10 protein-coding genes are annotated in these 12,806 nt (G+C 40.0%); 2 read left to right on the top strand and 8 right to left on the bottom strand.

From position 1 onward, the window contains the following. Positions 1-15 precede the first annotated feature (15 nt). From ribD to PTET_RS03380, 7 genes are all read right to left on the bottom strand, one after another. Positions 16-1,143: a bifunctional diaminohydroxyphosphoribosylaminopyrimidine deaminase/5-amino-6-(5-phosphoribosylamino)uracil reductase RibD gene (gene ribD / locus PTET_RS03410; RefSeq protein ID WP_096038200.1), complete on the bottom strand. Its 1,128-nt coding sequence runs from the start codon at positions 1,141-1,143 to the stop codon at positions 16-18. Between the two features lie 2 nt (positions 1,144-1,145). After that, positions 1,146-1,595 (bottom strand): transcriptional regulator NrdR, encoded by a 450-nt coding sequence (gene nrdR / locus PTET_RS03405; RefSeq protein WP_010390928.1) that lies wholly within the window; start codon positions 1,593-1,595, stop codon positions 1,146-1,148. Between the two features lie 107 nt (positions 1,596-1,702). Further along, on the bottom strand, positions 1,703-2,959 hold the full coding sequence (gene glyA, locus PTET_RS03400; RefSeq protein ID WP_013464229.1) for a serine hydroxymethyltransferase: 1,257 nt from the start codon (positions 2,957-2,959) through the stop codon (positions 1,703-1,705). 268 nt (positions 2,960-3,227) lie between these two features. Continuing rightward, on the bottom strand, positions 3,228-4,511 hold the full coding sequence (gene thrC, locus PTET_RS03395; protein WP_096038199.1) for a threonine synthase: 1,284 nt from the start codon (positions 4,509-4,511) through the stop codon (positions 3,228-3,230). Between the two features lie 11 nt (positions 4,512-4,522). Beyond that, positions 4,523-5,458 (bottom strand): homoserine kinase, encoded by a 936-nt coding sequence (thrB, locus tag PTET_RS03390; RefSeq protein ID WP_096038198.1) that lies wholly within the window; start codon positions 5,456-5,458, stop codon positions 4,523-4,525. A gap of 9 nt (positions 5,459-5,467) precedes the next feature. After that, positions 5,468-7,885 (bottom strand): bifunctional aspartate kinase/homoserine dehydrogenase I, encoded by a 2,418-nt coding sequence (gene thrA, locus PTET_RS03385; RefSeq protein WP_096038197.1) that lies wholly within the window; start codon positions 7,883-7,885, stop codon positions 5,468-5,470. A 230-nt stretch (positions 7,886-8,115) separates the two neighbouring features. Next, positions 8,116-8,484, bottom strand: coding sequence for a response regulator (locus PTET_RS03380; RefSeq protein ID WP_024601555.1), 369 nt, complete (start codon positions 8,482-8,484; stop codon positions 8,116-8,118). A 376-nt stretch (positions 8,485-8,860) separates the two neighbouring features. On the opposite strand from PTET_RS03380, the gene PTET_RS03375 reads away from it, so the two are divergent. Together PTET_RS03375 and rdgC are read left to right on the top strand one after the other, a co-directional pair. After that, positions 8,861-10,627: an ATP-binding protein gene (locus PTET_RS03375; protein WP_013464224.1), complete on the top strand. Its 1,767-nt coding sequence runs from the start codon at positions 8,861-8,863 to the stop codon at positions 10,625-10,627. A gap of 73 nt (positions 10,628-10,700) precedes the next feature. Then, on the top strand, positions 10,701-11,612 hold the full coding sequence (rdgC, locus tag PTET_RS03370; protein WP_008111993.1) for a recombination-associated protein RdgC: 912 nt from the start codon (positions 10,701-10,703) through the stop codon (positions 11,610-11,612). Between the two features lie 232 nt (positions 11,613-11,844). Here the strand turns inward: rdgC and PTET_RS03365 are convergent, their stop codons facing one another. Next, positions 11,845-12,684, bottom strand: coding sequence for an HDOD domain-containing protein (locus PTET_RS03365; protein ID WP_024601554.1), 840 nt, complete (start codon positions 12,682-12,684; stop codon positions 11,845-11,847). Positions 12,685-12,806: the final 122 nt, after the last annotated feature.

Genomic DNA, 12,806 nt, shown 5'->3' with positions numbered 1-12,806 from the left:
CTTTATATAAAATGATTAATGAGCTTTTTTTAGTGCTGTGATACGTAAATCATCACCAATTGGCACACACTCATTAAAAGTTAAATTAATGGTATTTTGCATACTCATTAACTCTGGGAAATTTAGTAAACTTTTAGCATCGCTGCCCATTAATTTAGGAGCAATGTAAAAAACAAACTCATCAATTAAATCAAGTTCTGTCATTTTACCGGCCAGTGTCGCTCCGGCCTCTAGCCACACATTATTAAACTGCAATTGGGCAAGCGTGTGTAACACGGCCAGTAAATCTACTTTATTATTATTTTCAGGTACTTCAATCTGTTTAACAAAATGAGGCCACTGATGCGATTTATCAACCTTGGTGGTAAATATTATCACCTCACTTTGAATTGAAAATAAGGCAAGATCAGGGGTAAGTCTGTTTTGTGAGTCAATAACAACGCGAACCGGTTGGCGCAGTGGTAAATCAGTTGGTAAAGAATACGGTAACTCTTCTGGGCGCACATTTAATTTTGCATCATCCATTAATACCGTATCGGCACCGGTTAAAATTGCACAGCTTTGTGCTCGGTATAGTTGCACATCTTGGCGCGCAGCGGGGCCTGTTATCCATTTACTTTGGCCGTTTTTAAGCGCCGTTTTACCATCAATACTGGCGGCCATTTTGCAAGTCACAAAGGGTAACCCCTGCTCCATGCGCTTAAAAAACCCAAGGTTTAATGCGCGAGCTTGCGCTTCAAGTAATCCGTGAGCAACTTCTATACCAGCATCCGCTAAAATTTTCAGACCTTTGCCTGCAACTTGCGGGTTGCTGTCAACCATTGCGGCAATCACTTTTTTAACACCGGCTACTTTTAGCCCTTCAGCACATGGCGGTGTTCGACCATAATGACTGCAAGGCTCAAGTGTTACATAAGCGGTTGCGCCTTTTGCATTTTCGCCAGCCATAGCCAGTGCGTTTACCTCTGCATGACCTTGGCCCGCTAACCGATGAAATCCTTCACCTATTATTTTATTATTTTTTACGAGTACGCAGCCAACATTAGGATTAGGAGTGGTGGTAAAGCGCCCTTTTTTTGCCAGTTCAATAGCGCGGGCCATGTAGCGTTTATCATCCTCTGAAAACGAACTTTGCTTGGTCATTACTATTCCCCTAAGCGGGCTATTTCTTCACCAAATTCGCGTATATCTTCAAACGAGCGATACACAGAGGCAAATCTTACATAGGCCACTTTATCTAACTTTTTAAGCGCTTCCATAATGCACTCACCCACCAAATGGCTAGACACCTCGCGTTCGCCAGTGGCACGTAACTGCGACTTAATAATATTAACCACTTCATCAACTTGCTCAGTGCTTACGGGGCGTTTTTCGAGGGCGCGAGTTAAACCATTTAGTAACTTATCTTCATTAAACGGTTCGCGGCTGCCATCTTGCTTGATGACCCGTGGCATCACTAATTCAGCCCCTTCAAAGGTGGTAAATCGTTCGTGGCATTCATTACATTCACGACGTCTACGTACTTGGTGTCCCCCACCAACAAGGCGAGAATCAATAACTTTAGTATCTTTGGCGGTGCAAAAAGGGCAATGCATAACTGTGTGTTTCCGTTTTAAAAACAAAAAATGGCCGCTATCATAGCGGCCATTATCATAACAAAAATGTGTGCAGTTGTGATCTAAATTACTATTTTACTCTTGTATTAAGCGTAAACAGGTAATTTTGCACAAATTGCTTTCACTTTTTCTTTTACTTGCGCTTGTACTGACTCATCTTCGATGTTGTCTAGTACATCACAGATCCAGCCCGCTAACTCTTTTGATTCAGCTTCTTTAAAGCCACGACGAGTGATTGCTGGTGAACCAATACGCAGACCAGAGGTAACAAATGGTGAACGTGGATCGTTCGGTACTGAGTTTTTGTTAACCGTGATATTCGCATTACCTAGGGCAGCATCTGCATCTTTACCTGTGATATCTTTGTCGATTAAATCAAGTAAGAATAAGTGGTTGTCAGTTTTACCCGATACTACTTTGTAGCCGCGCTCTTGTAATACCGCAACCATTGCTTGTGCATTTTTAACAACTTGTGCTTGGTATGTTTTAAACTCAGGTTGAAGTGCTTCTTTAAATGCGACCGCTTTAGCAGCAATAACATGACATAAAGGACCACCTTGGCCACCTGGGAAAACAGCGCTGTTTAGCTTTTTGTAAATTTCTTCATCGCCACACGCAGAGATGATTAAACCACCGCGAGGACCCGCTAATGTTTTGTGTGTTGTGGTTGTTACAACGTGAGCAAATGGCACTGGGCTTGGGTAAACACCCGCAGCAATTAAACCTGCAACGTGCGCCATATCAACAAATAAGTAAGCACCTACTTTGTCTGCAATTTCACGGAACTTAGCCCAATCAACAATACCTGAGTATGCAGAAAAACCAGCAATGATCATTTTTGGTTTGTGCTCAAGTGCTAACGCTTCAACTTGTGCGTAATCAATTTCGCCAGTTTCTTCGTTAAGACCATACTGAATTGCGTTGTATGTTTTACCAGAGAAGTTAACGTGTGAGCCGTGCGTTAAATGACCACCGTGCGCTAGGCTCATGCCTAATACAGTATCAAGTGGGCTTAAAAGAGCTTGGAAAACAGCAGCATTCGCTTGTGAACCGGCATGAGGCTGTACGTTTGCGTAATCTGTACCAAATAATTCATTTGCGCGGTCAATAGCAAGTTGCTCAACCACGTCTACGTGCTCACAGCCACCGTAGTAACGTTTGCCCGGGTAACCTTCAGCGTATTTGTTAGTCAGCTGAGAACCCTGCGCTTCAAGTACGCGTGGGCTACAGTAGTTTTCAGATGCAATTAACTCAATATGCTCTTCCTGACGTGATGTTTCTTTGCTCATCGCGTCAAATAACTCTGGATCAAAGTCCGAAATATTCATGCTACGTTCTAACATTGGGGTCTCCTGGGCAACGTGTATGGGTATTTTTTAGAGGCTTTATTGTACGCTTAAAACGACGTTTTGCCTACGCTCTTAAGTTGAGGATATTTAAACAGGGATTGAAACTATTTCACAGCATTTTGATGATGATATTTTTTTATAAACTAATAACAATTTTAAATGAATTTTATTTACTACATTTATATAGCTTATGCGTTATGTCTAAAGCGATGCATAAACAAACAAAAAAAGCGGCCTAAGCCGCTTTTATTATCTGCCTTTTTTAGGCAAGCTTTTTAAACAACTCTGTACGCAAAATATCATAATCGTTGTGCATATCAGTGGCTAAACACGGTTTTGCTAATGCATCAGCTAACGGCTTTGGCATATCTAATTCAACATTAAGGATATCCTCAACGCTGTCTTTAAATTTGGCCGGATGCGCAGTCGCTAAAAAAATCCCCACAGCATCTGCCGCCTTATTTTCTACAAGACCTTGGTAAGCAATTGCGGTGTGAGGCTCTGCAATATAGCCAAGCTGTTTAATTTTTTTCATCACTGTTTGTGTTTGCTGTTCATCAACACTCACCGAATAAAAGTTATCATAACTAAACCAGTTATTATCTAACATTGATTGCACACGTGGCCAGTTATTAGGTTTACTCACATCCATTGCATTTGAAAGCGATTCAATTGTCGCATTAGGCGTCCAATTTTTATCAAGCATAAAGCGCGGTACTGTGTCGTTTTGGTTTGTAGTCGCGCTTAGTTTACCTACAGGCATACCAATAACCGCGCCAATCATAGCCGCACACACATTACCAAAGTTACCACTCGGTACTGAAATATGCGCTGTAGCACGCTTTTCTTTTGGCAGCTGTGCAATGGCTTCAAAGTAATAACATACCTGCGCGACTAAACGGCTAATGTTAATTGAATTTGCTGAGTTTAAACCTAACTTCGATTTTAGCTCTTCATCTAAAAATGATTTTTTAACCAACTCTTGGCAATCATCAAAACTACCCTCAATCGCATAACAGTGAATGTTGTCACCAAGCGTTGTAAATAACTTTTGCTGCGCTAATGAAATTTTACCTTTAGGGTATAAAATAACGACATCAATATTTGGTTTGTTATAAAAAGCATGCGCTACGGCAGCCCCGGTATCACCCGATGTTGCAGTTAAAATAGTGACTTTTTCACCTTGATTAAATTGCGCCAAGCACTCGGCCATAAAACGGCCACCAAAATCTTTAAATGCCAGTGTTGGGCCGTGAAATAACTCTAAGCAATAGGTATTATCTTCAACTTCCACCAGCTTAACCGGAAAGTTAAACGCATTCTTAACCATCTGGGCAACAGTATCACTTGGCAGCTCGTCACCAATAAGGTGCGATAAAATTTTGCCGCTGCGAGTAACAAAGTCCATATCTAGTAATGCATCAACATCACTTAATGGCGCTAACGACTCTGGAAAAAACACACCTTGATTACGCCCTAGTCCTGTTTTTACAGCTTCAACAAACGACACTTTTTGTGAATATTCTTTTAAATTATGTAATTGCATGACTCTTTATCCTATAAAACATTTAATTGACGCGTGCCGTCGTTATCTAATTTACAAATATGGCAAAAGCCTTGTTCGTTGATGTAATTTTCCTCTAGCCACTGCGCGCATTGCTCTGCCGCTTCAAGCGTTTTACATACACTAAACAAGGTCGGCCCTGCGCCTGAAATACTCACAACTTCAGCACCCAGTGCTGGTAAGCTTGCTTTGGCATCACTAAAGCCGCTTATAAGTGGCGCACGGTATGGCTCTGCTATTTCGTCTTTCATAATGCTTAATGCATCATCAAAACGCCCTGTTAACAGTAAGCTACTAAACGCCGATAAACGCTGAGCAAACTCAACCCCGGCATGCATACTTAGCTCTTTTGGTAAAACAGAGCGCGCTTTTGCGGTATTGAGCGAAAAGCCCGGAAATGCGGCGACGTAATACCAGTTTTCATCAACAGGTAAAGCAATAGATTTATCAGGAATTAAATCACCGGTTAGCTGTAAGCCGCCTAAATAACACGGTGTGATGTTATCGTAATGGCGCCCCCCACTTACAACGGCTTCAAAATCTGCCATAAGCTCAATGAGCTCTACTTGGCTTAAATTAGTTTTGGCAAATTTATCCAGTGCTGCAAATGTCGCCACCACAGAGCAGGCACTTGAGCCTAATCCCGAACCAATCGGCAAATTTTTCCTAAGTTCGAGCTTTACCGCAGGCATATCAGGCGCAACATGCGCTCTAAAGTGCACTAAACACTGATATGCTAAATTTTCTTGCGCATCACTAGGTAACTTATGTGCGTAGTCGCCAGTACAAATAAATTCATCACTCGATGCGGCACTAACAACCGCCACATCACCTAATAAACCGCCATCAATGGGCGCAAGTGCGGCGCCCAGCGCATCAAAGCCAACGGCAAAATTACCAATAGACGCCGGAGCATATACTTCAATCATGACTGACTCCTAGCGAGATAATGTTTTTAATATGTCTGCAAATACACCCGCAGCCGTTACTGCAGAGCCAGCCCCATAACCACGAATTACAAACGGACGCGGTTGGTAGTATTGGCTTAAAATAGCCAGCGCATTTTCACCATCACGAATAACATTCAATGCATGTGATGAATCCACCGCTTCGATTCCGACCTTACAGTGACCATTTTTAATTGTGCCTACATATCGAAGTACTTTACCTTCACTTGCTGCACTTTGAACACGGTCGTTAAAATCAGCATCTAAGCTAGGTAATTTCGCCATAAACTGCTCCACATTGTCACCTTGGGCAAAACCTGGCGGTAAAACCGACTCCACTTCAATATCGCTAAGCTCTAATTTCATACCGGCTTCGCGTGCAATGATCAGTAATTTACGTGCTACGTCAGTTCCCGATAAGTCATCGCGCGGATCGGGCTCTGTAAACCCGCTTTCTTTGGCTTTAATTGTTGCTTCAGAAAGTGATAAACCATCTTCTAGTGCTCCAAACATGTATGAAAGCGAGCCTGATAAAATACCACTAAACTCAAGTAACTCATCACCTGCACCAAACAACGATTGCAAGTTATCGATTACAGGTAAACCTGCACCTACGTTAGTTTCGTATAAAAACTTACGATTATTTTTATGTGTTGCTGCAATTAAATCTTGGTAATACGTATATGAACTCGTGGTGGCTTTTTTATTGGCAGCCACAACATGAAAACCTGCATTTAAAAAATCTACATATTGTGCAGCTAAGGCATCTGATGAAGTACAGTCAACTAGCACTGGATTAACTAAATGATTTTGCTTAACAAATTGCTCGACCAGTTTTAAATCAAACGCTTGCTCTGACTGCGCCAGTTTTTGCTGCCAATCATCAAACGCAATCCCCTCACCATCAAGGTGTAATTGACGAGAGTTGGCAACACCATATAGGTTTAATTTAATATTACGCTTTTCAAGCCATGCTTGTTGACGCTCAAGTTGGTTAATTAGCTCTTGGCCGACTAAGCCACAGCCCAATAAAAACACATCAATTGAAGGAACATGAGTAAAGAAGTTTTCATGGCAAATTTTAACCGCGTCATTACATAATTCACCGTCAATAACGGCTGAAATAGCACTTTCTGTTGAATCTTGCGCTATGGCAACAATGTTTACTTGCGCTTGTGCAAGCGATGCAAAAAACTTAGCCGCTAACCCCTTATGGGCACGCATGTTATCGCCCACTAACGTTACTATTGCTAAATTACGTTGCACATTTACCGGCTCAATGAGCCCCGCTTTTGACTCTAAGTCAAAGGCTACTTGCAACGCACTTAACGCTAGATTTAAATCGCTTTCATGTACACAAAAGCTAATGCTAAATTCACATGATGACTGGGTAATGAGTACAATTGACACGTTATCATGCGCCAATGCATTAAATACTTTAGATGCCATGCCTACTTTACCTTTCATGCCTGGGCCTGAAACTGTCAGCATAGCTAAATTTTGTAGGCTTGAGAGTGCTTTTACTGGTTCATCAGATACCGTATCGTTACTAATTAGTGAGCCTTGCGCATCTGGGTTATGAGTGTTTTTAATTTCGCATGGCACCCCTGCTTTTGCACACGGTAGGATAGTTTTAGGGTGCAATACTTTAGCGCCAAAATAAGAAAGTTCCATCGCTTCTTTATAAGACAGGAAATCAACCTTAGTGGCTTTTTTGATATAACGCGGATCGGCGCTGTATACACCATCAACGTCAGTCCAAATTTGACACACTTGCGCCTCTAAACACGCCGCAGCAATCGCCGCCGAGTAGTCAGACCCATTACGACCAAGCGTTGTAAGCTCCCCTTCATCATTACTTGCGGTAAAGCCCGGCATAATATAAACCGTCGCAGGGGATTCTTTTAACACGGCTTGAAAACGTGCTTTACTGGCCACTAAATCCGCTTCTGCGTCTATGTATCCGCCGGTTGAAACAATACAATCTGTTGCTTGTAAATAATGCGCGTTATGATCGGCTAATAGGCTTTGCATTAGCGATACGCTAACACGCTCACCAAAGCTAATAATGAATGCTCTGACCTTATCAGGGCAGCACTTTATCAGTGCAATACCATCAAGCTTATTTTTAAGTTCGTTAAAGTCAGGCCAGTTTTTAACTGCTCCTTGCTTTTCCTCTACCGCCGCTTTAAGCGTGTTGCATCGGCTAGTCAGTGAATGCCATTGTTCACTAAAGTCATGCCCCTGCTCTGCAGTACTAGCTAAATTAACTAACGAGTCAGTCATGCCACCTGGGGCTGACAGTACCAGTAACATTTCATCTTTTAATTGTGCCTTAGCGAGTGCAGCAACTTGCTCTAAACAGGCAAAATCAGCGAGCGATGAGCCGCCAAATTTTAATACGCGCATTTTTTATGTTTCCTCATTCCATAAAACGAAAAAAGGCCTGTGTTCTAAGTGAACACAGGCCTTTAAATTTGTTGCACCGACCTATGCCACTATCCAGTAAGAATGGTGGTTGTAATAATAATGGTCGTTACAAGACTAAATGTTTTCATAAGCTTAAGACTGCCTTAACACAGGCTATTCTGTCAACCCTAAATTAGCAGATAAAACAGTCTTTTTCATCATGAATTTTATTAATAAATGCCAAACTTATGCAAAACTGTACTCAGTTGCGTTTTATTAATTGGCTTATGAATAAAATCGATTGCGCCTAGTTGCGCGACACGTGCTTGCATTTTTTGTTGGATATCAGCAGAGATCACTAATACATAAGACTCTATTTTAGAAATTTTGATTTGCTCAAGTACTTCAATACCATCAACTTCAGGCATGGTTAAATCAAGACACAGGAGATCGAAATGCCTTTGACGCAATTGCTCCAACGCCTCTTTACCGTTAGTTGCTTGCTGAATATCGGCATCAATACATTCTTTTAAACAGCGCATTACCTGTTTGCGAGCAACGGTGGAATCATCACAGACTAAAATAGAAAAACGCATCATAATGACTCATTAATTAAACTCATACAAAACACCTAAACCCACTGTAAAATTAGTTGGTTGCCCAATCCGCAACAGTCAAAATTATAACCAAATTAGCAACGAGCAGATTATTTATTGTAACTTTTATTAACGTTATCAATAAAATGCTTAATTGCACAATACAAATTAGTAAATTAACTATTTCCAAGTAAAAAACAGCCTATCCAAACCAACGGTTCTCAAATAGAAACCCAATACATATAGAACAGAATGATTGCTTATTTAACAACGCTAAATAGCAATATTATAAAATATATGTTTATTTTTAATCATTTATTAACTAATGTTTATAAGCGTACATTAACAGTTGAATAATTTAAGGAAATATAAGCCTCCCATGCCGCAAAAAAGTCTTTCAACAAAGTTACTCACTCGGGTTTTATCAGTTTATTTTATACTGACCTTTGTGGTGACCTGCGGGCAAATTTTCGCAGAGTACGTCAATACTAAAGATTACATACGCGATGAACTTGGCACATTACAAAAGACCTTTGGTAGAAGTTTAACCAGAGCAATTTGGGAGCTAAATATAAAGCAAACCACCACAACCGCAGAGGGGTTACTCGATATACCTATGGTTGAGGGGGTTATTATTCGTGACGATAATGGCGCTATTATTTCTCAATTAGGCCGCGCACTAAATATTCACAATCTTTACAGTCAGCAACTTGTGCAAGAAGATGTTATGGTAGAGGACACCAAAGCCGGTTTATTTGGCTATACATTTCCACTTATTTTTGAGTTTTCAGGACGAGCAACGCAAGTAGGCGATGTTACTTTATTTTCTAGTCGCGATGTAATTTTTAGTCGCATTATGCTCTCTATCTACTTTTTGATTGGTAATGCCATGATTAAAACAACTTTTTTAATCATCTTATTTTTAATTGCATTTAGAAAGTTACTCACCGAGCCCCTTACTCAATTAACCGAGCAAATTGAATACCTTGAGTTAGAAGAGCTTGATGGTCAACAGGTTAAAATAGTCACCGATGAAAATAACGAGCTTAAAGTAATGGAACGCTCTTTTAACAATCTGATTTCGAAGGTTGTTGAGTATAAAAAAGAGTTAAAACAAACTCAGCATGACCTAATTGAAAGCAATCAAAAACTGGATCAACAAAACTTACAACTTGAACAGGATGTTGCGCGTAAAACATCAAATTTAAGCCAAGCAATGATCGATCTACAGCAACAAAAATATGAACTAGAGCGACAAAAAGCAGTTTTAACAGAGGAAGTCGATTTACGAAAGCAAACCGAACAAGAACTGTTAAGCAAACAAACTCAGCTGCAAAGCTCGCTCGATGAATTAAGCTTTGCGCAAGAGCAACTGGTTGGCTCAGAAAAAATGGCGGTATTAGGCGGCTTAGTGGCGGGGATCACTCATGAAATTAATACCCCTATTGGTATTGGCGTTACTGCCACCTCTTTTTTACAAGAGCGATTAACCGAAATAGAAACTGCGTATAAAAATAAATCATTATCGTCTGCGGCTTTAGAAGGCTTTATTAATGATGCAGCGCAAAGCGCTCAACTGCTCTCTCACAACTTAGAACGTGCCTCAGATTTAATAACCAGCTTTAAACAAATTGCGGTAGATCAGGCCAGTGAAGCTCTAAGAACAATTAACTTTAAAGACTACATCAACGAAGTTATACGCTCTTTGCACCCACAAATTAAAAAAACATCTCACAGCATTCGCCTACATTGCCCAGATGATTTAATTATTAACTTACCTGCGGGAGTCATTAGCCAAATATTTACGAACCTAATTATGAACTCATTAGTGCATGGTTTTGAAAATATAAACAGCGGCCAAATCACCATAGATGTGAATACTGATGAAAACGACCTCATCATTAATTATCAAGATAACGGTTTAGGTTTAAAACCGGCTCAACTAAAGCGTTTATTTGACCCATTTTTTACCACCAAGCGTGATGAGGGTGGCAGCGGCTTAGGTGCTCATATTATTTTTAATCTAGTAAAACAAACGCTCAATGGTAAAATTGAAGTAAGTAGTGAGCCTGGGCAAGGGTTACACTACCGTATTTCGTTCCCTAAAAACATGTCATCTCCCCTGCCACTTTTTAAACTCGATTAAGCTAAATCAGCCGTTTCTAGAAGCGGCTTTTATTGCTATGATTGCACAAATTTTTTAAATGGATCATTCCCCTATGTGGTTTAGTAACCTTATATGCTATCGCTTTAAACAAGACGTTTCATACACACAAGAAGACTTTGATAAGGCATTAGAGCAAGATCTATTTCGTCCTTGTACTGGCCAAGAGTTGGCAACATTTGGTTGGACAAAAGCATTTGGTAAACATGGTGAAACTCTGTCTCATTTCTCACAAAAAAGTATTTTAGTGTGCGCTAAACGTGAAGAAAAAGTATTACCAGCCTCGGTAATAAATGAGCTGGTAGCAGAAAAAGTTGATCAGATTGAAGCCGAAGAAAATCGCCCAGTAAAGAAAAAAGAAAAAGATGAATTAAAAGAAAACATCTTACACACCTTATTGCCACAAGCATTTAAAAAATCGAGCTTGCAGTTTGCTTTTATAGACCAAGAAAATGGGTGGGTGGTAGTTAATAGTGCAAGCTTTAATAAAGCAGAGGAACTACTTGCTCTATTACGTAAATCATTAGGGACATTACCCGTTGTTCCTGCGTTTGCTAATTATGATTTAGACGTATTTTTAACTGACTGGCTTACTAACTTTAGTACTCCAGAGGGCTTTGCAATTGGATCAGACGCTGAACTTGAAGAAGCTGATGACAGTGGTGCTCAGGTAAAACTCAAAGGCCATGACCTATCGTGTGACGAAGTGAAGTCGCACCTTGAAAGTGGTAAGCGCGTTACTAAGCTTGCCCTTGATTGGCAAGAGCGCGTTAAATTTATGCTACAAAACGATGGCTCAATTAAACGTTTAAGCTATTCAGAAACACTTAAAGAAGAAAATGCCGATATTCCTAAAGAAGATATGGCGGTTAAACTAGATGCTGATTTTATTCTTGCATCTGAAGAAATTAAGCAATTGCTAGAAGAGCTTACACAGGGCTTAGGTGATGCTGACGATTTAGCGTAAAAGCTTTATTAAATAGTATTAAAAATAAAAGCACGGTATTAATCGTGCTTTTTATTGTTCAAAAACAAGTTATACCAATTGCATTAAATTAGTGATCTATTATAGCGACAAAGAAATAAGTCGATAACAAGGCAAAAATTATGATACATAGTTGTTCTATATAAATAATTTTTAACGCAGGTAGCGGATTATTTAATACGCTAGAATAATCATGTTTTTAATAAAATTGGTATTAACTAAACATTTCTTTTACGTCTTCAACCATATGCAAATACTCTTCACTCTCTAACATTTCTAATGAAGAAAATATGCCTTTATCAATATACGTTTGCAGCGCTGCTGACTTATCAGATACTTGTAAGGTTCCCTCAAGGATTGCACCAACACGAATGAAGTCGATATAACTCACCTCAGCAGTACGATGATTCACATCTGCCCAGTGCTGCGCGACCTCAACAAACACATCAGGAAATTCCCACGCTTTCATGATTGAACCACCAATTTTACCACTTAAACGTTGAATCGCATGGGCTAAAAAGCTGGGGCTTGCAAACACTTCAGGGTGACGCTCTGCTTCAGTTAAAATGGGTAACACCCCAATATTATAAACTAATGAAGCTAATGTAATGGCATCGCGATTTAGCGATGTATGGGTATTTCTTTTTAAGTAAAACTCCATTAATGAAATAGAGTGCGAGGCCACATGCAGCGTTTTATGCCACGCCTTTCCCATGTAGCCTTTTATTAACTCGTTGTTAGATACAAATAACTGCTCCATCGCCATGGCTGTGGCAATATTTTTTATTTGCCTAAGCCCAATACGTGTAACGGCTTGGTGCAAGTTAGACACCTTTACAGCTCGGCCCATAATTGCACTATTTGCGACTTTGATCATCCGCGCCGACAATGCAGGATCATGTGCTATCACATCTGACATTTGCATCAAATTAACATCGGGGTTATCTGCGGCTTGGCGAACCTTAATCGCTACCTCAGGTAACGTAGGTAACACCAGTGTGTCGTTGTTAATTCTGTCAACTAAAATAGTGAGTAAGGCATTTTCTGTAGACATAAATATCCCTTTGCTTAATGACCTACACTTTACAGCAAGTCTTATATTATTAATTATTTCAAAGCTTAGTAGTATTAAACATATACCTAAAATAGAAAGAATTGTAGATAATTATTGATTAT

The sequence above is a fragment of the Pseudoalteromonas tetraodonis genome, from assembly GCF_002310835.1.
GTDB lineage: Bacteria > Pseudomonadota > Gammaproteobacteria > Enterobacterales > Alteromonadaceae > Pseudoalteromonas > Pseudoalteromonas tetraodonis.
Note: the sequence above shows the minus strand (reverse complement) of the source record. Positions and strands in the feature narration are given on the sequence as shown.